This window comes from Psychromonas sp. CD1, from assembly GCF_002239585.1.
In the GTDB taxonomy this organism is placed as follows: Bacteria; Pseudomonadota; Gammaproteobacteria; order Enterobacterales; family Psychromonadaceae; genus Psychromonas.
On sequence record NZ_NDFH01000003.1, the window covers coordinates 1,216,017 to 1,237,345 of the forward strand.

At 38.8% G+C, this 21,329-nt stretch carries 19 protein-coding genes; 2 read left to right on the plus strand and 17 right to left on the minus strand.

All coding sequences use genetic code 11. The annotated features are described in order from the left end of the window. Positions 1 to 45: 45 nt before the first annotated feature. Positions 46 to 1,144 (minus strand): peptide chain release factor 2 gene (gene prfB, locus B8W84_RS07175; protein ID WP_143522288.1). Its coding sequence is split into 2 segments (ribosomal slippage): positions 46 to 1,068 and positions 1,070 to 1,144, totalling 1,098 coding nucleotides; the frame shifts between segments, so codons are not numbered across the junction. 338 nt (positions 1,145 to 1,482) lie between these two features. Between prfB and B8W84_RS07180 the strand changes: the two genes are divergently transcribed. Then, positions 1,483 to 1,692 carry a hypothetical protein gene (locus tag B8W84_RS07180; RefSeq protein ID WP_094752575.1) on the plus strand — a complete coding sequence of 70 codons (210 nt, stop codon included), beginning with the start codon at positions 1,483 to 1,485 and terminating at the stop codon, positions 1,690 to 1,692. Between the two features lie 298 nt (positions 1,693 to 1,990). Beyond that, a complete protein-coding gene (locus B8W84_RS07185; RefSeq protein WP_180706040.1) occupies positions 1,991 to 2,260 on the plus strand; it encodes a hypothetical protein in 270 nt (89 codons plus the stop codon). A 50-nt stretch (positions 2,261 to 2,310) separates the two neighbouring features. Here the strand turns inward: B8W84_RS07185 and B8W84_RS07190 are convergent, their stop codons facing one another. The 16 genes from B8W84_RS07190 to secE all read right to left on the minus strand — a co-directional run bounded on the left by B8W84_RS07190 (position 2,311) and on the right by secE (position 21,260). Beyond that, positions 2,311 to 3,048 carry an oligogalacturonate-specific porin KdgM family protein gene (locus tag B8W84_RS07190; protein WP_094752576.1) on the minus strand — a complete coding sequence of 246 codons (738 nt, stop codon included), beginning with the start codon at positions 3,046 to 3,048 and terminating at the stop codon, positions 2,311 to 2,313. Positions 3,049 to 3,500: 452 nt separating this feature from the next. Next, positions 3,501 to 4,685 (minus strand): elongation factor Tu, encoded by a 1,185-nt coding sequence (gene tuf / locus B8W84_RS07195; RefSeq protein ID WP_094752577.1) that lies wholly within the window; start codon positions 4,683 to 4,685, stop codon positions 3,501 to 3,503. 73 nt (positions 4,686 to 4,758) lie between these two features. Then, entirely contained in the window at positions 4,759 to 6,852 is a 2,094-nt protein-coding gene (gene fusA, locus B8W84_RS07200; protein ID WP_094752578.1) for an elongation factor G, read from the minus strand. Between the two features lie 71 nt (positions 6,853 to 6,923). After that, the gene (rpsG, locus tag B8W84_RS07205) at positions 6,924 to 7,394 is read right to left on the minus strand and encodes a 30S ribosomal protein S7 (protein ID WP_094752579.1); all 471 of its coding nucleotides are present in this window, start codon (positions 7,392 to 7,394) and stop codon (positions 6,924 to 6,926) included. Between the two features lie 84 nt (positions 7,395 to 7,478). After that, the gene (gene rpsL / locus B8W84_RS07210) at positions 7,479 to 7,853 is read right to left on the minus strand and encodes a 30S ribosomal protein S12 (protein WP_015466210.1); all 375 of its coding nucleotides are present in this window, start codon (positions 7,851 to 7,853) and stop codon (positions 7,479 to 7,481) included. Between the two features lie 150 nt (positions 7,854 to 8,003). Beyond that, entirely contained in the window at positions 8,004 to 8,294 is a 291-nt protein-coding gene (tusB, locus tag B8W84_RS07215) for a sulfurtransferase complex subunit TusB (RefSeq protein WP_094752580.1), read from the minus strand. A 1-nt stretch (position 8,295) separates the two neighbouring features. Continuing rightward, positions 8,296 to 8,658 carry a sulfurtransferase complex subunit TusC gene (tusC, locus tag B8W84_RS07220; RefSeq protein ID WP_094752581.1) on the minus strand — a complete coding sequence of 121 codons (363 nt, stop codon included), beginning with the start codon at positions 8,656 to 8,658 and terminating at the stop codon, positions 8,296 to 8,298. After that, positions 8,655 to 9,053 (minus strand): sulfurtransferase complex subunit TusD, encoded by a 399-nt coding sequence (tusD, locus tag B8W84_RS07225; protein ID WP_094752582.1) that lies wholly within the window; start codon positions 9,051 to 9,053, stop codon positions 8,655 to 8,657. The genes tusC and tusD overlap by 4 nt, the downstream gene beginning before the upstream one ends. A gap of 206 nt (positions 9,054 to 9,259) precedes the next feature. Then, on the minus strand, positions 9,260 to 13,480 hold the full coding sequence (rpoC, locus tag B8W84_RS07230) for a DNA-directed RNA polymerase subunit beta' (RefSeq protein WP_094752583.1): 4,221 nt from the start codon (positions 13,478 to 13,480) through the stop codon (positions 9,260 to 9,262). Positions 13,481 to 13,555: 75 nt separating this feature from the next. Further along, positions 13,556 to 17,590: a DNA-directed RNA polymerase subunit beta gene (gene rpoB / locus B8W84_RS07235; RefSeq protein ID WP_094752584.1), complete on the minus strand. Its 4,035-nt coding sequence runs from the start codon at positions 17,588 to 17,590 to the stop codon at positions 13,556 to 13,558. Between the two features lie 240 nt (positions 17,591 to 17,830). Then, positions 17,831 to 18,193: a 50S ribosomal protein L7/L12 gene (gene rplL, locus B8W84_RS07240; protein ID WP_094752585.1), complete on the minus strand. Its 363-nt coding sequence runs from the start codon at positions 18,191 to 18,193 to the stop codon at positions 17,831 to 17,833. Positions 18,194 to 18,236: 43 nt separating this feature from the next. After that, on the minus strand, positions 18,237 to 18,740 hold the full coding sequence (gene rplJ, locus B8W84_RS07245) for a 50S ribosomal protein L10 (protein WP_094752586.1): 504 nt from the start codon (positions 18,738 to 18,740) through the stop codon (positions 18,237 to 18,239). A 285-nt stretch (positions 18,741 to 19,025) separates the two neighbouring features. Further along, positions 19,026 to 19,730, minus strand: coding sequence for a 50S ribosomal protein L1 (rplA, locus tag B8W84_RS07250; RefSeq protein WP_094752587.1), 705 nt, complete (start codon positions 19,728 to 19,730; stop codon positions 19,026 to 19,028). 4 nt (positions 19,731 to 19,734) lie between these two features. Further along, on the minus strand, positions 19,735 to 20,163 hold the full coding sequence (gene rplK, locus B8W84_RS07255; RefSeq protein WP_094752588.1) for a 50S ribosomal protein L11: 429 nt from the start codon (positions 20,161 to 20,163) through the stop codon (positions 19,735 to 19,737). Positions 20,164 to 20,321: 158 nt separating this feature from the next. Continuing rightward, entirely contained in the window at positions 20,322 to 20,870 is a 549-nt protein-coding gene (gene nusG / locus B8W84_RS07260) for a transcription termination/antitermination protein NusG (protein WP_094752589.1), read from the minus strand. Positions 20,871 to 20,879: 9 nt separating this feature from the next. Next, positions 20,880 to 21,260, minus strand: a complete 381-nt coding sequence (gene secE / locus B8W84_RS07265) for a preprotein translocase subunit SecE (RefSeq protein WP_094752590.1) — start codon at positions 21,258 to 21,260, stop codon at positions 20,880 to 20,882. Between the last annotated feature and the right edge of the window lie 69 nt (positions 21,261 to 21,329).

The window sequence follows — 21,329 nt, forward strand, 5'->3', positions numbered from 1 at the left end:
CCTTATTCCGTTGTTATTCAATGTACTGCTACTCGAGCAGTCTATCTAAAGCCCCAATTTTAAACTGGCTTCTATAAATTTATTCAATCCACCATCAAGAACGCGTTGTGGATTACGACTTTCGATGCCGGTTCTTAAATCTTTTATGCGCGCATCATCTAAAATATAAGAGCGAATTTGACTACCCCAGCCAATATCTGATTTATTATCTTCGCTTATCTGCTTTTCTGCATTTTGTATCTGTAGCTCATGATCATACAGTTTCGCTTTTAATTGCTTCATTGCTTGATCTTTATTTTTATGCTGCGATCGATCATTTTGACATTGCACCACTATATTAGTGGGTAAATGGGTGATACGTACCGCAGATTCAGTGGTATTAACATGCTGCCCACCGGCTCCCGATGCTCGATAAACATCAATACGCAACTCCGCAGGATTAATCACAATATCAATATTATCTTCCACTTCAGGATAAACAAAAGCAGACGCAAAAGATGTATGCCGTTTTCCCGAAGAATCAAAGGGCGATTTACGCACTAAACGATGTACACCAGTTTCAGTTCGTAACCAACCATAAGCGTATTCACCTGAGAAGTGGATTGTCGCACCTTTTATACCCGCAACATCTCCGGCAGAAACCTCGATTAACTCGGTTTTATAACCATTGGCTTCACCCCAACGTAGATACATACGCAATAGTATATTTGCCCAATCTTGCGCTTCGGTGCCACCAGATCCAGATTGAATATCTAAATAACAAGAGCAACTATCATTTTTTCCCGAAAACATACGACGAAATTCGAGCACTTCTAGTTTTTTCTCCAACGCCTGTATTTCATTACGCGCTTCATCAAAGGTCTCTTGATCCTCTTCTTCAACAGCAAGTTCAATTAACATCTGAACTTCATCGCACCCTGTTTCTAGTGCTTTAATCGTATCAACGATAAGTTCTAATGCACTGCGCTCTTTGCCCAACGCTTGCGCTCTGTCAGGTTTATCCCAGACTTCCGGTGACTCAAGCTCACGTATGACTTCTTCTAAACGTTCCCCTTTGGCATCGTAGTCAAAGATACCCCCTAAGTAATTCTGCGCGCTCAGAAAGCTCTTTTACTTTATGTAAAACAGGATTAATTTCAAACATCAAAGCCTCTATTTGTTCGATGGTAAAAAGAAGACGAATTTTAACCAATATCTGTATAAATATATAGTCACTTAGAACGTTTTTAATTAACTTAACAGCATAAAAAGGTTTTTTTATACGATTCCATATAAAAAATAATAGACTCAAACTCATATCTCAAATATAACACTTGTAATATTTACTTTGTAATGAAATTTAGATGATTAAAACTCTGCACATTCTTCAAAAAACCGTTATCCTCTTTATATACACATGCAGTGTTTACCCTTTAGAATTCCAGTGAAGAACTGAAAAAATCTTTAGAGGTAAAATCCCCATCCCATTTTTAAGGATCTAATATGTTTGAACTAGGTGCATTCCTACTTTCGGTCTTTGTTATCTTTATGTTTGGAATTTCAGTGCTTAGTTTAAGTGCGATAGCCGTTATCATGTTTGTGGGATTTATTCTATTAAGCACTATTAGCTTCATTTTTAAATTTGGATTTTGGATCATACTCGCGCTCTGTCTCTATTACTTCTTTTTCACTGACGATTCAAAAAAGCCTTAAAAATACAATGTAAAATGAGACTCACACACTTGGCATCGGTTTTGCTTGTTTATACTACAACGTTCAACACAGGAAAAAACCGTCTATTAAACATCAAGACCTGATGCATCGAAATATAAATAAAAAAAAGCCGTGTGATACTCATGTTAATATTTTACAAATACTTATTGCAACTTATTTACACTTCGTGCTATTAAATGAAACATATAAATATCTGAGTAATATGCATTTATTCTTGAACCCTTTATAAAACGTATTATTAATAACATTACACTCTTTAAATTATCTAGGAATTATAATGAAAAAACAACTATGTGCCATCGCCATTGCTAGCCTTCTTAGCACTTCTGCTTTCGCCGATAATATTGGTGTTTTCGCAGGACTTGATTACAATACAACAAACAATAGTTACCCTAACAGTAGCGTTGGCGATAGTAATAATTATTCTGGCTATATTGCTTTTGAGCATTTTATCCCTCTTATTCCCAACGTTAAATTAAAATATTCCACGTTAGATGCTGATCTAGAGAATATTCCAGGCATCTATATTTTGTTATATTACAGTTAAAAAAAACCTAAGCGTAGAGCTTAGGTTTTAACCGGTTAAAAAACTAATAATTAGAATGCGTAAGTTGCGCCCATAACTAATACGTTGTTATTATGCCCATAAGTGTCTTTAACACTATCTTGCTGATTACGGTACTCAACATAAGGTTGCACACCATTACGAGTCCATGTTGCGCGTAATTCATGCTCCATAGAGTTTCGCTTCGTATCTCCCTCATTAATATAAAACACATTGTTGTATTTTATATTAAGCGCTAAATCAGTGAATGAATAAGCTATGTTGTTATCAAAACGGATTTTATCATTGGTGATGTCTTTTCCATTTTCAGCGATATTATCATAGGCTTGAATTTGGTAACGAGTCCGGTTAGAGATAGATATTCCGTTAGAAAAGTTGTAACCGATTTTGACTAAAGGGCGATATTCAGTTGCTTTTCCATCGTGTAAGAGTTGGTGATAACCCGCAGCAACCCATAGTTTATTGCTTAAGTTAAACATTTGTTCAACACCAATAGTGATATATGCAGGGGATGCGTTAGATATTGTTATTCCTTTATCGTTAAGGGATGTTGTTGTCTGACCTAATTGAATTGCATCAAATTCAACGAGTAATGTTGTTCCAGAATCAAATGTATGACCAGTCTCTAAGGTAGAGGTGGTATCTGCACCATTAAAATCGGCACGATCATGAATTTGAATATTACCGGTAATGTAAGAGGAGCCTGCAGCAAAAACCATTGGGGTGATTAATATTGAGGTGCAAGCAAGTGCCAATGTTATTTTTTTCATTATTTAATACCTTTTTATGTTTAAGATTAGAATTCTCGGATAGAAATATACTGATAGCATGTTGGCAAGGCGGTTTGATATATGCTTATGTCTGAATCTATCTTATCTCGTCTGTGTTGTTATTTGGATGTAAAATAATAATTAGACATTTGTTATAAGATGAGTTTATATCTTTAATCTACAATTTTTTCTTTGATCATGCAATACTGCTGGTTATGTACCGATTACCTGTCGCTGTCTGATATTTTGTAGAAAGGGAGAAATCACCAATAGATATTGTGATCTTTTCGTTAACTGTTCTTTGATTTTTATGTAAAAATTGAATATATTTCAGGGCTCTGCACCGTATATTGAAAGTCCAATTAATATATAAACAAGATGGGTATAAAAAACACATAAAAAAAGAGAGCCTAAGCTCTCTTTTTTTAGTGTGTAACAATAATGAATATTATTTATTCAATAATTGTAGAAACAACACCAGCACCTACAGTACGGCCACCTTCACGGATAGCAAAACGTAGACCTTCATCCATTGCGATTGGAGCAATAAGCTCAACAACGAATTTAAGGTTATCACCAGGCATTACCATTTCAACGCCTTCTGGAAGTTGTACAGAACCAGTGATATCTGTTGTACGGAAGTAGAACTGTGGACGGTAACCCTTGAAGAAAGGAGTATGACGACCACCTTCATCTTTGCTTAGTACGTAAACTTCAGACTCAAATTTAGTATGAGGAGTAATTGAACCAGGCGCAGCAAGAACTTGACCACGTTCGATTTCTTCACGTTTAATACCACGTAAAAGAACACCAACGTTTTCACCAGCACGACCTTCGTCAAGTAGTTTACGGAACATTTCAACACCAGTACAAGTACTTTTAGCTGTTTCTTTAAGACCAATGATTTCTACTTCATCACCAATTTTAACGATACCACGTTCAATACGACCAGTTACTACAGTACCACGGCCTGAAATTGAGAATACATCTTCAATTGGTAAGATGAATGGTTTTTCGATGTCACGTTTTGGAATTGGAATGTAATTATCAAGCGCATCAGCTAGCTCAAGAATTTTTTCTTCCCATTTAGGATCGCCTTCAAGAGCTTTAAGTGCAGAACCTTGAATTACTGGTAAATCATCACCTGGGTAATCATATTCAGAAAGAAGTTCACGAACTTCCATTTCAACTAGCTCAAGAAGCTCTTCATCATCAACCATGTCACATTTGTTCATGAACACAACTAAATGTGGAACACCAACTTGACGTGCAAGTAGGATATGTTCACGAGTTTGTGGCATAGGGCCATCTGTTGCAGCAACAACTAGAATACCACCATCCATTTGTGCAGCACCAGTGATCATGTTTTTAACATAATCAGCATGTCCAGGACAATCTACGTGTGCGTAATGACGGTTTGCAGTATCGTATTCAACATGTGAAGTTGAGATAGTAATACCACGTTCACGTTCTTCAGGTGCATTATCAATTGAAGCGAAGTCTTTTACTTCACCACCATATTTTTTAGCAAGAACTGAAGTAATTGCAGCAGTTAATGTTGTTTTACCATGATCTACGTGGCCAATAGTACCAACGTTTACATGTGGTTTATTACGTTCAAATTTTTCTTTAGACACAGTGTGTACCTTCTTTTTCAGTTAATACCTTCCACATGCCATCACATGGAAAGATCGTAGTTTAATTTATTTTCTATTTCGCTTCAATAATAGCGTTAGCTATTTTTTTAGGTGCATCACCATATTCAAGAAATTCCATCGAATATGAAGCACGACCCTGCGTTGCAGAGCGTAATGCTGTCGCATAACCGAACATTTCAGCTAAGGGTACTTTGGCATGAACAATTTTCACGTTACCGAGACCATCATCCATTCCATCAATCATACCACGACGACGATTTAAGTCGCCTATCACGTCACCCAACCAATCTTCTGGGGTCGTAATTTCAACTTTCATGACAGGTTCAAGGATAATTGCATTAGCTTTTAATGCTCCTTCACGAAAACCAAACATAGCCGCCACTTTGAATGCCATTTCATTAGAATCTGTTTCATGAAATGAGCCATCGAAAAGTGTTGCACGTACATCCAGCATAGGATAACCCGCTAACACCCCTTGATTCATTTGTTCTTCGCAACCTTTGCTAATAGCTGGAATATATTCTTTGGGAATACGTCCATCAGTAATTGCATTAACAAATTCAAACCCACTACCCGCATCAAGCGGCTCGAGTCTAAGATGAACATGACCATATTGGTGAGGTCCATCGCCTTGACGAATAAATTTACCTTCCACTTCCACTGTTTTGCGGATAGCTTCACGATATGACACTTGTGGATTACCGACGTTACAATTAACATTAAATTCTCGACGCATACGTTCGACAATAATATCAAGGTGTAACTCCCCCATACCCGAAATAAGAATTTGCCCAGACTCTTCATTCTTTTCTACTTGGAATGAAGGATCTTCTGCTGCTAACTTAGTTAGTGCAATAGACAATTTATCTTGATCTGCTTTAGTACGAGGCTCGACCGCTATCTGGATAACAGGCTCCGGAAAGTCCATGCGTTCCAAAATGATTTTATGCTCAGTTGTACACAATGTATCGCCCGTAGTGACATTTTTAAAACCGATAACCGCAGCGATATCGCCCGCTCTCACTTCTTTGATCTCATTACGTTCGTTTGCATGCATCTGTACAAGACGCCCTAAACGTTCTTTACATTCTTTAACTGAATTATAAACATTATCGCCACTTTGGACAACACCAGAATAAACGCGAATAAACGTTAACGCACCCACAAAAGGGTCCGTTGCAATTTTAAACGCTAGTGCGGCAAAGGGCGCATTATCATCAGCAAGACACTCAACCTCTTCATCCTTTGAATTAATGCCTTTTATTGCATTAACATCAATGGGAGATGGTAAAAAATCAATGACCGCATCAAGCACTGCTTGTACGCCTTTATTTTTAAAAGCGCTACCACAGGTTGCCAGTACAATTTCATTGTTTAATGTACGCTCACGTAAACCTTTCTTGATATCTTCAATTGAAAGATCACCTTCTTCAAGGTATTTCTCCATTAAATCATCATTGGCCTCCGCTGCGTTATCAAGCAACTCTTCGTGCATCATTGTCGCTTTGTCGAGTAAATCCGCTGGAATATCAAGATATTCAAACGTCATACCTTTATCGGCTTCATTCCATTTAATTAACTTCATTTTAATCAAATCAATGATACCGCTAAAGTTTTCTTCGACTCCAACATTCAAATGAATGGGAACACAAATTGCCCCTAAGCGCTTCCGAATTTGCTCAAGTACCATCTCAAAATCAGCACCCGTTCTATCCATCTTATTTACAAATACAATACGTGGAACGTTATATTTATTTGCTTGACGCCAAACAGTTTCTGATTGAGGCTCAACCCCAGACGCAGCACAAAAAACAACCACAGCACCATCTAACACACGTAACGAGCGTTCCACTTCAACAGTGAAATCAACATGTCCGGGTGTATCGATAATATTAATGCGATGTTTTGAAAACTGTCCTTGCATACCTGACCAGAAGGTTGTCGTCGCAGCAGCTGTGATAGTAATACCACGCTCTTGCTCTTGCTCCATCCAATCCATTGTTGCTGCACCATCATGCACCTCACCCATTCGATGAGATAGACCAGTGTAGAACAAAATACGTTCGGTTGTTGTTGTTTTTCCCGCATCTACATGAGCAACAATACCGATATTACGATATTGGCTAATGGGTGTTGTACGCGCCAAAGTGATGTCCTTTGCTATAACTAATTATTTTTTGAAACGAAAAAACGCAAGCTATTGCTTGCGTTAAGATCTTACCAGCGGTAATGAGCAAACGCTTTATTCGCGTCAGCCATACGATGAACATCTTCACGTTTCTTAACCGCAGAGCCTTTATTATCTGCTGCATCAACTAGCTCACCAGCTAGACGTAATGCCATTGATTTTTCACCACGCTTACGAGAAGCTTCAACTAACCAACGCATTGCTAAAGCATTACGACGAGAAGGACGAACTTCTACAGGTACTTGGTATGTTGAACCACCAACACGACGAGATTTAACTTCGACGCTTGGGCGGATGTTTTCTAGAGCGCTTTCAAAAAGCTCTAATTCATCTTTTTCAGTTTTTTTAGAAGCTACATCTAATGCAACATATACAATTTTTTCTGAAATAGATTTTTTACCGTCAACCATTACAACGTTAACGAATTTTGCTAAAACTTCTGATCCAAACTTAGGATCTGGAAGGATTTTACGAGTAGTTATGACGCGTCTTCTTGGCATCTTATTATCTCCGTGTGCTTCAGGATTTTCCCCAAAACATATTAAATTAAAATAGTTTTTGTTTGGCCTTACTTACGGGATAACTTAAGACTTAGGTCTTTTAGTACCGTATTTAGAACGACCTTGACGACGATCTGCAACGCCTGAAGTATCCAATGCACCACGAACAGTATGGTAACGAACACCCGGTAAATCTTTAACACGACCACCACGGATCAAGATCACGCTATGCTCTTGCAGATTATGGCCTTCACCACCGATGTATGAAGTTACTTCATAACCATTGGTTAGACGAACACGAGCAACTTTACGCATTGCTGAGTTAGGTTTTTTTGGAGTAGTAGTATATACACGAGTACATACGCCACGTCTTTGTGGACACGCTTCTAACGCAGGAACCTTAGTTTTTACAACTTTGTCCTTACGTGGTTTGCGTACCAATTGTGAAATTGTTGCCATTATTAAATAGCTCCTAATTGTGTGTGAAAAATCAAGCCCTAAAATTTAGGGTTGGAAGAGTTTACGCTGCTTACAAATCCGAGTCAATATTTAAGCAATTGAGATTTTACTTAAAGGATCTTATAACAAGTAAAAAAATAATATATAAGCTTACCAAGGCATTAAACTAGTATGTTTTGCCACCAAAATGACAAAATCACTATACGAACATTTTTCGCCTATTTTATTCTCAATACCTCGAGCCTTTAAATCCGAGCTTAACACCCTTAGACGCCCCTGCTTAGAAAGCGTCTCTAAGGCAACAAGCCAAGGATGACGTGCTTGACTTGCAAACACACCATCTTCTATCAATAGTAAGGTGTCATTAGCCGAGAGCAACGCTAAGCACTGCTGTAAAGCAAAACTATCTAATGGGGACGAATGTATTGTATGTAATATCATATTAAAAACTCAATAGTTGATTTTGCTCTGCCAGTTTCTGTATTAATTGCGCTTTATCTAAAATGCACACATCAATCAGCAGATCGCTAACGTGTAAATTGCGCTGACGCAACGCCTCAGCACAGACATAAATATTATTAACTTCGTACAAGCTCAACATTTTAAATAAGGGCGAGAAATTTTTTTGTAGAATATGCTCAGGATGTTGATTTATTAATAATTGATAAACGCCATCGTTAATAAAAAAAACCGACAGTGACTCATTAAAAGCCGATAATGCTAGGGTTAAATCAAGCGCTTCTCGACCCTGTGTATTACCATATGTTGCCGCGCGATTAATAATACCTATCTTTTTTTGTTTCATAGAAATTGCACCAAACGATCGGCTTTTGCACTTAATTCGGCAAGTTGACCAAGCCCACTCAACACAAAAGGCTTTTCTAAATTAAAATGTGGTAATGCTAACAATCGTGCTTCTATGCTATCAACAATACCGCGACGCAATGCAGCAGATACGCAGACCTCTAAAGGAAATTTGTATTGTAGCGCTAATGTTTGCCATAATTTAAATAAATTAACTTCATCGCTAGCAGGGCTCAGCAAATAACTGCTATTAAGCACCCCATTTTGATAAAAGAAAACGCCAACAATTTCATGCCCCGTTTGTAACGCTGCAAGGCAGAACTGATAAGCACTACTTGCACCTTGTTTGCCATACGGAGGCCCCGAAACTAATATTGCAATTTTTATTTTATGCATAATAACTCTCTAAAAGATAAGACTCGCGCGCAATCCAAGCATAACCTATTTATTCACATCGTACGCGAAGAGATGCTATGCGACAGCATTGTGCATATTCTATTCTCTCTTTGTAAGCAATGCATGCAGCCTATCTTTAATAAATAGAGAAAAAAACATAAAAAAAAGGTGCCTAAGCACCTTTTTATAAACATGATAGCTACAAACTAGTCACCAAAATCAACGGCATTAAGTAAATCAGCTAAGTTTTTCTCTGCTGCATCTACATCAATAACAGGTTGCTCTGGTTTCGGCTCAAGTGCTTTAGCTTTCGCGGCTGCACGTGCTTTATGATAAGCAAAACCGGTACCGGCTGGAATCAAACGACCAACAATAACGTTCTCTTTAAGACCGTAAAGTTTATCACATTTTCCAGCAACAGCAGCTTCCGTAAGAACTCGTGTTGTTTCTTGGAAAGACGCGGCCGAAATAAATGACTCCGTTGCTAATGACGCTTTAGTAATACCAAGCAATACATAATGATATGTTGCTTCTGTTTTACCTTCCGCTTTTAAGCGACGGTTATCTAAGATTACACGTACGGCTTCAGCTTGTTCACCCACAAGGAATTTCGAATCTCCCGCATGCGTGATCATACATTTACGTAGCATTTGATTAACGATAACTTCAATGTGCTTATCATTAATTTTTACACCTTGTAAACGGTAAACTTCTTGCACTTCATTAGTAATGTAATTCGCAACATGACTAATACCGCGTAAACGTAAGATATCATGTGGAGATTCAGGTCCATCTGAAATGATTTCACCTTTTTCAATCTTCTCACCTTCGAAGATGTTTAAGTGACGCCATTTAGGGATCATCTCTTCGTATGTTTCGCCATCCGCTTTAGTGATAACTAAACGAACTTTACCTTTGGTCTCTTTACCAAATGAAAGCGTACCAGAAACTTCAGCAAGAATCGCCGCATCCTTTGGTATACGTGCTTCAAATAGATCCGCTACACGTGGTAGACCACCCGTAATATCTCGTGTTTTCGAACTTTCACGAGGAATACGAGCAACCGCATCACCCACTTGTACTTGAGCGCCATCTTCTAAATTCACGATTGCATTAGCAGGAAGTGAATATTGCGCCGTAACTTTAGTACCCGGAATGAAGAGATCGTTACCCTCAGCATCAACCAATTTTGCAGTTGGACGCATTTCTTTACCTGCACTTGGACGCTGTGCGGGATCAATGATAACAATACTAGATAAACCGGTTAGCTCATCTGTTTGCTTGGTAATAGTGATACCTTCAACAAAATCTAGGAACTCAATTTTACCCGCTACTTCAGTGATAATTGGATGTGTATGAGGGTCCCAGTTAGCAATGATTTCACCAGCTACAATAGCGGCTCCATCAAGTTTTTCTAATACTGAACCGTAAGGTAATTTATGGTTTTCTTTCGCACGGCCTAATGCATCGATAATTGTTAACTCTGTTGAACGTGAAGTTACAACAACTTTACCTTCAGAGTTAATAACGAATTTAGCATTACGTAGTTTAATTTTACCCGTGTTTTTCACTTGTACATTATTTTCAGAAGCAGCTCGAGATGCAGCACCACCGATATGGAACGTACGCATGGTTAGCTGTGTTCCGGGCTCACCGATTGATTGAGCAGCCATAACACCGATAGCTTCACCTTGACCAACAATATGTCCACGAGCCAGATCACGACCATAACACGCAGCACAAGCACCGAAGTCAGTTTTACAAGTAATAACAGAGCGAACCCAAATTTCATCAACAGAAGCAACTTCAATAAGATCACAAAGTTTTTCATCAAGTAATGTATTACGTTTAAAGATCACTTCATTTTTAGTGCCAGGCTTGATCACATCACGAGCAACCACTCGGCCCAATACACGCTCACGAAGTGGCTCAACGATATCACCACCTTGAATAAGCGGTTCGATCAATAGACCATCTTCACTGCCACAATCTTCTTCAGTAATAACAAGATCTTGTGCGATATCAACAAGACGACGCGTTAAGTAACCAGAGTTTGCTGTTTTAAGTGCGGTATCTGCTAGACCTTTACGTGCCCCATGCGTAGAAATAAAGTACTGTAGTACGTTTAGTCCTTCACGGAAGTTTGCAATGATCGGCGTTTCAATGATCGAGCCATCCGGCTTAGCCATTAGACCACGCATACCTGCTAACTGACGTATCTGAGCTGGACTACCACGAGCACCAGAATCAGCCATCATGTAAACACTGTTGAATGATTTTTGTTCAACATATTCGCCATCGCGATTTTTAACCATTTCCGTAGATAAGTTATCCATCATCGCTTTTGCAACTTGATCATTGGTTGTTGCCCAAATATCAATCACTTTATTGTAGCGTTCACCTGCAGTTACAAGACCCGCTTGGAACTGTTCGTAAATTTCAGCAACTTGCTCTTCGGCTTCTTTAACTAATTCGCCTTTAGCATCAGGAATAACCATGTCATCAATACAAACTGATGCGCCTGATAATGTTGCATATTCAAATCCGGTATACATCAACTGATCAGCAAAGATAACCGTATCTTTAATGCCAAGTAGACGATAACAAGCATTAAGCACATTCGAAATTGCTTTTTTACCCATGTCTAAATTAACATTATCAAAAGCAAGCCCTGTTGGCATAATCAACGACAGAATCGCACGACCAACCGTTGTATCTATGATGCTTGTTGTTTCTGTGCGTGATTTATCTTCAGCGATGTGCACTTGAGTCATACGCACTTTAACAAGTGCTTGTAGATCTACAACGCGAGCACGGTAAGCTTTTTCAGCTTCCTTGGCATTTTTAAACCACATGCCTTCACCTTTCGCGTTGATTCTTTCACGCGTCATGTAGTAAAGACCTAATACAACATCTTGTGACGGTACAATAATCGGCTCACCATTTGCAGGTGAAAGAATATTGTTGGTAGACATCATTAAAGTACGCGCTTCAAGTTGTGCTTCAATAGTTAACGGTACGTGTACCGCCATTTGATCGCCATCAAAATCGGCGTTGTATGCAGCACAAACTAAAGGATGCAATTGCATCGCTTTACCTTCAATTAAAACAGGTTCAAAAGCTTGGATACCTAATCTATGCAATGTGGGTGCACGGTTAAGTAGTACTGGATGTTCGCGAATAACCCCTTCGAGGATATCCCAAACTTCCGCACCTTCACGATCCACTAATTTTTTAGCCGCTTTAATTGTAGTAGCAAGACCTAGCGCTTCTAGTCTTCCGTAAACAAATGGTTTGAATAACTCAAGTGCCATTTTCTTAGGTAAACCACACTGGTGTAATCGCAGTGATGGACCTACCGTAATAACAGAACGACCAGAGTAATCAACACGTTTACCAAGTAAATTCTGACGGAAACGACCTTGTTTACCCTTGATCATATCAGCAAGTGATTTTAACGGACGCTTGTTAGAGCCCGTAATAGCACGACCACGACGACCATTATCTAGTAATGCATCAACAGATTCTTGTAACATACGTTTTTCATTACGTACGATAATATCTGGCGCAGCTAAATCTAATAAGCGTTTAAGACGATTATTACGGTTTATTACTCGGCGATATAAGTCATTAAGATCTGATGTTGCAAAGCGACCACCATCAAGTGGTACTAACGGGCGTAAATCAGGTGGTAGTACAGGTAATACTGTTAATATCATCCACTCTGGTTTATTTGAAGATTGATGAAAAGATTCAACCAATTTCAAACGTTTCGTTAGTTTTTTACGTTTAGTTTCAGAATTAGTTGTACCTAATTCTTCACGCATTTCAGCAATTTCATGATCAAGATCAAGTTGTTTCAATAAAGAATATATTGCTTCTGCACCCATTGAGGCTTCAAATTCATCGCCCCATTGCTCGACCATATCAAGGTATTCTTCTTCAAGAAGAATTTGACGACGCTCAAGATCCGTCATACCCGGTTCAACGACAACAAATGATTCAAAATAAAGAATTCGTTCGATATCACGTAAAGTCATATCTAACATTAAACCAATACGTGATGGTAATGATTTAAGGAACCAAATATGCGCAACAGGAGAAGCTAATTCAATATGCCCCATGCGATCACGACGAACTTTCGACTGTGTAACTTCTACGCCACATTTTTCACAGATCACGCCACGATGTTTTAAGCGTTTATACTTACCACATAAACATTCGTAATCTTTAATTGGTCCAAAGATACGTGCACAGAAAAGACCTTCACGCTCGGGCTTAAATGTACGATAGTTGATGGTTTCTGGTTTCTTTACTTCACCAAAGGACCACGAACGGATCACTTCTGGGGACGCTAAACCAATTTTTATTCCATCAAAATCTTTGCTTTTATTTTGTTGCTTTAAAAACTTAAGTAAATCTTTCACGCTATTCTCCCATAGGAGTTAAAACGAGGCACCTTAGCAAGTAAGGCGCCACTTATTGTTAACTAAAGATATATTTTAGTTTTCTTCGTCTAACTCTATATTAATGCTTAATGAACGGATCTCTTTCAACAATACGTTGAAGGACTCAGGAATACCTGGCTCCATTCTATGATCACCATTAACGATGCTTTTATACATTTTAGTACGACCATTAACATCATCTGACTTAACGGTAAGCATTTCTTGCAACGTATATGCAGCACCAAATGCTTGTAATGCCCAGACTTCCATCTCACCAAAACGCTGTCCACCGAACTGCGCTTTACCACCAAGAGGTTGTTGCGTAACAAGACTGTATGATCCCGTTGAACGTGCATGCATTTTATCATCAACTAAGTGATTTAATTTAAGCATGTACATATAGCCAACAGTAACAGGACGTTCAAAAGGAATACCTGTACGACCATCTGTTAACACGATTTGACCTGATTCAGGAAGATCTGCTAAACGTAGTAATTCACGGATTTCCGATTCGTAAGCACCATCAAATGCAGGTGTTGCAACTGGTAAACCACGGTATAAATTCTTCGCTAAACGCATCACGGCTTCATCATCAAACTCACTAATGTCAACATGACAAGGTGCATCGCCAAAAGAATAAAGTTTTTGTATGAACTCACGAACTTTCGTCATTTCAACTTCACGTTGATCTTTGATCATTCGCTCAAGTTTTTCACCTACGCCTTTACAAGCAAAACCTAGATGTGTTTCTAAAATCTGACCGATGTTCATTCGTGATGGTACGCCCAAAGGATTCAGCACGATATCAACAGGTACGCCGAATTCATCATGAGGCATGTCTTCAACCGGGACGATATTTGAAACAACACCTTTATTACCATGACGACCCGCCATTTTATCACCGGGTTGTAAACGACGGCGAAGCGCTAAATAAACTTTAACAATCTTTTGTACGCCTGGCGCCAAATCATCACCTTGAGTGATTTTACGACGTTTAACATCAAATTCTTTTTCATAATCAGCTTTGATTTCATCATATTGTGCAATGATTTGCTCTAAGTATGATTGTTGAGTTTCATCATCAATCATAACTTCTAACCACTGAGCCCGAGGCATCTGTTTAAGACGTTGCTCATCTTGACCTGAATCAACAAGAATTTTTAAGGCTTTTTCAAAGATAGCATTTTCTAATATCTTGAATTTTTCATTAAGATCTTTTTTAGCGGCTTTCAATTGCATTTCTTCAATTTCAAGCGCACGTTTATCTTTTTCTACACCATCACGAGTAAAGACTTGTACATCGATAACCGTCGCATAAGTTGAATTTGCAACGCGTAAAGAGCTATCTTTAACATCTGATGCTTTCTCACCGAAGATAGCACGTAATAATTTTTCTTCTGGTGTAAGCTGAGTCTCACCTTTTGGTGTCACTTTACCAACTAAAATATCCCCAGGCTTAACTTCAGCACCAACATAAACAATACCAGACTCATCTAATTTGCTTAATGCGGCTTCGCCAACATTTGGAATATCGGCCGAAATTTCTTCCGTACCTAATTTAGTTTCACGTGCCACACAAGAGAACTCTTGAATATGGATAGTAGTAAAACGATCTTCTTGCGCAACACGCTCAGAGATAAGGATTGAATCTTCGAAGTTAAAACCATTCCAAGGCATGAATGCAATCTTCATGTTTTGACCCAGTGCTAACTCACCCATATCTGTTGATGGACCATCAGCTAGCACATCGCCTTTAACGATTGGCTCACCAGGTTTACATGTTGGACGTTGGTTAATACAAGTGTTCTGATTTGAACGCGTGTATTTAGTTAAGTTATAAATATCGATACCCGCTTCACCAGGAAGTAGCTCAGAATCATCAACTTTAATAACGATACGAGAAGCATCAACATAATCAACAACACCACTACGTTTAGCGATTACCGTAACACCCGAATCAATTGCGATACGACGTTCGATACCGGTTCCTACAAGAGGTTTGTCCGCACGTAGTGTTGGTACTGCTTGACGTTGCATATTCGCGCCCATTAAGGCACGGTTAGCATCATCATGTTCTAAGAACGGAATCAACGACGCCGCAATAGAAATAATTTGTTGTGGAGAGACATCCATATAATCAATTTGATTAGGTGCCATAAAGGTTGTTTCACCTTGATGACGACATGGGATAGAATCTTCATTTAAGAATCCATTTTCATCAATACGTGCAGATGCCTGCGCGATAACAAATGAACCTTCTTCAATTGCCGATAAGTATTCCACATGCTCACTAGGTTTACCATCAACCACTTTGCGGTAAGGCGTTTCCAAGAAACCGTAACTATTGGTACGTGCAAACGTTGCCAATGAGTTAATCAGACCAATATTTGGTCCTTCTGGTGTTTCAATTGGACACAAACGACCATAGTGAGTTGGATGTACATCACGGACTTCAAAACCTGCACGCTCACGTGTTAAACCACCAGGTCCTAATGCTGAAATTCGACGTTTGTGCGTCACTTCAGAAAGAGGATTATTCTGATCCATAAACTGAGACAGTTGTGAAGAACCAAAGAATTCTTTAACGGCAGCTGAAATAGGTTTAGCATTGATCAAATCTTGAGGCATTGTTGCATCAAGATCGCCTAATGATAAACGCTCTTTCACAGCACGCTCAACGCGCACTAAACCAACACGGAATTGGTTTTCTGCCATTTCACCTACACAACGAATACGACGGTTACCTAGATGATCGATATCATCAACAACACCATTACCATTACGGATATCAATCAGTGTTTTCATTACACTTAAGATATCTTCTTTAGATAAAATGCCAGAACCTTCATCGCCTTCATTACCCACACGGCGGTTGAACTTCATACGACCTACTTTCGATAAATCGTAACGTTCTTCAGCAAAGAATAGGTTTTGGAACAGGCCTTCCGCTGCATCTTTTGTTGGTGGCTCACCAGGACGCATCATGCGGTAAATTTCAACGAGTGCTTCTAAGCGATTCGTTGAGGAATCAACACGCAGAGTATCGGAAATAAACGACCCACAATCTAATTCATTGCTATAAATAACTTCAAACGCTTTAATGCCTGATTGTGCTAGTTCAGCAATAGATTCTAAGGTTAGATAATCATTCGCATTGATAATGATTTCACCAGTTTCTTTACTGATGTAATCTTTTGCTGATACTTTATCTTCAAGATATTCAACAGGAACATTAATACTTTTGATTTTGTCTTTTTTTAATTGGCGGATATGACGCGCTGTAACACGTTTGCCCGTTTCAATGTAAACTTTACCTGCACTTACGACGTCAAAGTTTAATTGTTCACCACGTAGACGATCTGCAATTAAAGCCATTGAAATAACACCATCTTTGATCTCAAACTTCGTTGTATCAAAGAACATGTTTAGAATTTCTTCTGTCGAATATTCTAATGCGCGTAACATAATAGTCGCAGGTAATTTACGACGACGGTCAATACGAACAAATAGATTATCTTTTGGATCGAACTCAAAGTCTAACCAAGAACCACGGTAAGGGATAACACGAGCGTTATACAAAACTTTACCTGAACTATGCGTTTTACCTTTATCGTGATCGAAAAATACCCCTGGACTACGATGTAGTTGAGATACGATAACACGCTCAGTACCATTAATTACAAAAGTACCATTCGTAGTCATGAGTGGCATTTCACCCATGTAAACTTCTTGCTCACGAATATCTTTAACGGTACCAGCAGGCGCATCACGATCGTAAATAACAAGACGTAATTTCACGCGTACTGACGCGGAGTATGTAACGCCACGGACTTGGCATTCTTTGACATCAAAGACTGGCTCACCCAGACGGTAGCTTACATATTGCAGTTCTGATGTGCCCGAATAACTAGCGATTGGGAAGATGCTTCTAAATGCGGCTTCCAAACCAACCTCTCCAGTTAAATCAACTTCGATGAAGCGTTTAAATGAATCTAATTGAATCGACAACAAGTATGGTTTTTCCATAACTTGTGGACGTTTCCCAAAATCCTTACGAATAAGTTTTTTCTCAGTATAAGAGTAACCCATGTGGTTCCTTTGCTCGCTGATTAAGTGATCATAGCTACCGGACCTATTATTAGGTCTTCATTATTAGGCAGCGGCGAACATCATTTTAGTCTAGCTCAATGCATTTTTTAACATTAAGTACTTATTGATTCCGTAATTAAAATAATGAAAACTTACAGAATCCTATAGCGCAAAAAGGCCGGTGATTATTAAATCACCAGCCAGTGCCATTTACATGGCTAATATGTTATAAAATATAACCTATTTAAGTTCAATCGTTGCGCCGATTTCTTCTAGTGTAGCTTTAAGTGCTTCAGCTTCTTCTTTAGAAAGAGCTTCTTTGATCACTGTTGGACATGCTTCAACGGCAGCTTTAGCTTCTTTCAGGCCAAGACCTGTTGCAGCACGAACGGCTTTGATTGCTTTAACTTTGTTCTCACCGTACACAGTCATAACAACGTCAAATTCAGTTTGTTCTTCAACAACTTCAGCAGCAGCTGGACCAGCAGCAACAGCAGCAGCTGATACGCCGAATTTTTCTTCCATTGCTTCGATTAATTCAACAACTTCCATAACTGTTAACTCTGCAACAGCATCAATGATTTGGTCTTTAGTAATAGACATTAGTCAATTCCTACTTTAAAAAAATTAAATAAAATGACAGCAATTAAGCTGCAGATTCTTCTTTCTGATCGCGTAATGCAGCCAGAGTACGTACAAGTTTGCCGGCAGCAGCTTCTTTGATGGTAGCCATCAATCTCGCAATTGCTTCGTCGTACGTTGGTAGTGTCGCTAAACGGTCGATTTGATCGGCTTCAATAAATTCACCTTCAAATGCCAACCCTTTTACTTCAAACGTTTCGTTTGCTTTAGCGAAATCTTTTAAAAGACGCGCAGCAGCACCCGGATGGTCGTTTGAGAATGCAAGGATTGTAGGACCAGTAAACGTGTCTACAAGACATGCAAATTCTGTACCTTCAACAGCACGACGTGCTAATGTATTACGCACAACACGTAGATATACATTGTTAGCACGTGCTTGTGCACGAAGTTCAGTCATTGCACCAACTGTTACGCCACGTGCATTGGCAACAACAGCAGACAGCGCAGCTTTTGCAGCCACATTAACTTCTGCGACAATAGCTTGCTTGTCTTCGAGTCTTAATGTCATTTGGTTTTACTCCTGGATTCCACTGGATTTAACTCCAGCTTAAACACCCTCATTGTTTAAATAGAAAATAATGAGGCACTATTTTGGTCATCGGATCCAGGTAGAATAATTCTTTCTGGGGTCCGGCACCATCTACGTAGGATATTAAGTAAAATAAATTTTACTCCTACGGTCTAAGAAGGGACCTAAGGCCCTCCAAAGTAAGGCCGCAAATTATACAGATAATTTACGGACCTGTATAGTGTGAATATAACTAAAAATAAATAAACACACTATTCTAAATAATTACGCTACCGTTGTATCAATCGTTGCTTGGTCAATTTTAATACCAGCACCCATTGTTGTAGATAATGCAATTTTTTTCAAGAATTGACCTTTAGCACCTGATGGTTTTGCTTTTTTAAGCGCAATCAAAAGAGCTTCTAAGTTTTCTTTAATTTGCAGAGCAGTAAAGTCAACTTTACCAATAGTAGAATGGATAATACCATTCTTATCATTGCGGTAACGTACTTGACCAGACTTAGCATTTTTAACTGCCGTTGCAACGTCTGGAGTAACCGTTCCAACTTTAGGGTTAGGCATTAAACCACGAGGCCCTAAAATTTGACCAAGTTGACCAACAACACGCATTGCATCAGGAGAAGCAATAACAACGTCGAAGTTCATTTCGCCTGCTTTAATTTTTGCAGCAAGATCTTCCATACCAACGATATCTGCGCCAGCAGCTTTTGCTTTTTCAACATTAGCGCCCTGCGTAAATACAGCAACACGTACTTCACGACCTGTACCATGTGGCAACACTGTTGCACCACGAACATTTTGATCACTACGACGAGAATCAACACCAAGATTCACAGAAACATCGATGCTTTCGTTGAATTTAACCGTTGCTAATTTTTGTAAAAGAGCAATTGCTTCATTGATTTCGTACTCTTTACTTGCGTCTACGCTAGTACGGATGTTTTTCATGCGTTTAGATAATTTAGCCATTGTATTAACCCTCTACTTCCAAGCCCATTGAACGAGCAGAGCCCGCAATACAACGTACCATTGCATCAAGATCGGCACCTGTTAGATCAACTTCTTTCGTTTTAACGATTTCTTCAAGTTGTGCACGTGTTACCGTACCCACTTTATCTTTGTTCGGAACACCAGAGCCAGATTTAATGCCAGCAGCTTTCTTAAGTAAATAAGATGCAGGTGGTGTTTTTGTCACGAAGGTGAAAGAACGATCATTATATACTGTAATTACTACAGGTACTGGAGCGCCTTTTTCCATTGAATCTGTTTTTGCATTGAATGCTTTACAGAATTCCATGATATTAACACCATGTTGACCAAGAGCTGGACCAACTGGTGGTGACGGATTAGCCATACCAGCTGAAACTTGCAGCTTAATATATGCTTGTACTTTTTTAGCCATAATAATATTACCTATGTTTGGGTATAACGCTCACTCGAAAAGAATAAGCTCCCCTATTAAAATAAATACCCATTTATTTACCTAAAAATAAAAAAGGTGGCAAATTATACCTATAATTCACCACCTTCTTCAAGATATTTCTGTTTATTTTTTAAGCTTTAGTCTTTCTCTACTTGAGAAAACTCTAAATCCACCGGTGTAGCACGACCAAAAATCGAAACAGATACTTTTAAACGACTCTTATCGTAATCGACTTCTTCTACAGTACCACTGAAATCAGAGAATGGTCCGTCCACAACACGAACGATTTGACCTGCTTCAAATAGTGTACGTGGGCGCGGAGAATCAACCGACTCTTGTAAACGGTTTAGAATGTTCTCGACTTCTTTTGGTGAAATTGGCGCTGGGCGCTCTTTTGTTCCACCAATAAAGCCCATTACACGACTCGTGTTTTTAACTAAATGCCAGCTAGCATCGTTCATTATCATTTCGACTAAAACGTATCCAGGAAAGAACTTACGTTCACTTTTACGTTTTTGGCCGGCACGCATCTCTACAACTTCTTCCGTAGGGACTAAAATTTCACCGAAATATTCTTCCATTTCGTTTAATTTAATATGCTCAATTAATGTTTTTTGTACACGCCCTTCATAACCTGAAAACGCTTGTACAACATACCATCTCATTTTTTGTACTTCATCTGACATATCAAATCCTTATATTGTTGTCGTGACGTATGCAATTACACGAACAAAAATACCGTCTAATCCCCATAATATCAAGCCAACAACGGCTGATACCGCAAGGATTATTAAGGTTGTTTGCACTGTTTCTTGGCGTGTTGGCCAAACCACTTTACGTACTTCTAAACGCGCATCTTTCGCAAATTCTATAAATGTTTTTCCTTTTTCTGTCATCGAGGCAGATAACATAGCTAAGGCAGCCATTACTAAAAAAATCAATATGCGAGCAATAATTTGCACGCTTTCACCATAAATATAATTACCAGCAATAATTGCGACCATTAATAAAATTGCTATCGCCCACTTTAGTCCATCTAGTGAGTTTTTACTGCTTTCAGTATGTATTGCATTCATAACTTATTTTTACCTAATGTTAAATATTAATAATATTTTGCATATAGTATATCTACAAAATCAACGTTA

What these genes read in the sequence shown, in the direction of transcription:
- rplK (WP_094752588.1), bottom strand. Translation starts at nt 20,163, where the DNA reads ATGGCTAAAAAAGTACAAGCATATATTAAGCTGCAAGTTTCAGCTGGT.
- nusG (WP_094752589.1), bottom strand. Translation starts at nt 20,870, where the DNA reads ATGTCAGATGAAGTACAAAAAATGAGATGGTATGTTGTACAAGCGTTT.
- B8W84_RS07180 (WP_094752575.1), top strand. Translation starts at nt 1,483, where the DNA reads ATGTTTGAACTAGGTGCATTCCTACTTTCGGTCTTTGTTATCTTTATG.
- B8W84_RS07190 (WP_094752576.1), bottom strand. Translation starts at nt 3,048, where the DNA reads ATGAAAAAAATAACATTGGCACTTGCTTGCACCTCAATATTAATCACC.
- tusD (WP_094752582.1), bottom strand. Translation starts at nt 9,053, where the DNA reads ATGCATAAAATAAAAATTGCAATATTAGTTTCGGGGCCTCCGTATGGC.
- rplA (WP_094752587.1), bottom strand. Translation starts at nt 19,730, where the DNA reads ATGGCTAAATTATCTAAACGCATGAAAAACATCCGTACTAGCGTAGAC.
- rpsL (WP_015466210.1), bottom strand. Translation starts at nt 7,853, where the DNA reads ATGGCAACAATTTCACAATTGGTACGCAAACCACGTAAGGACAAAGTT.
- rpoB (WP_094752584.1), bottom strand. Translation starts at nt 17,590, where the DNA reads ATGGGTTACTCTTATACTGAGAAAAAACTTATTCGTAAGGATTTTGGG.
- rpsG (WP_094752579.1), bottom strand. Translation starts at nt 7,394, where the DNA reads ATGCCAAGAAGACGCGTCATAACTACTCGTAAAATCCTTCCAGATCCT.
- rplL (WP_094752585.1), bottom strand. Translation starts at nt 18,193, where the DNA reads ATGTCTATTACTAAAGACCAAATCATTGATGCTGTTGCAGAGTTAACA.
- tusC (WP_094752581.1), bottom strand. Translation starts at nt 8,658, where the DNA reads ATGAAACAAAAAAAGATAGGTATTATTAATCGCGCGGCAACATATGGT.
- B8W84_RS07185 (WP_180706040.1), top strand. Translation starts at nt 1,991, where the DNA reads ATGAAAAAACAACTATGTGCCATCGCCATTGCTAGCCTTCTTAGCACT.
- rplJ (WP_094752586.1), bottom strand. Translation starts at nt 18,740, where the DNA reads ATGACATTAAGACTCGAAGACAAGCAAGCTATTGTCGCAGAAGTTAAT.
- tusB (WP_094752580.1), bottom strand. Translation starts at nt 8,294, where the DNA reads ATGATATTACATACAATACATTCGTCCCCATTAGATAGTTTTGCTTTA.
- secE (WP_094752590.1), bottom strand. Translation starts at nt 21,260, where the DNA reads ATGAATGCAATACATACTGAAAGCAGTAAAAACTCACTAGATGGACTA.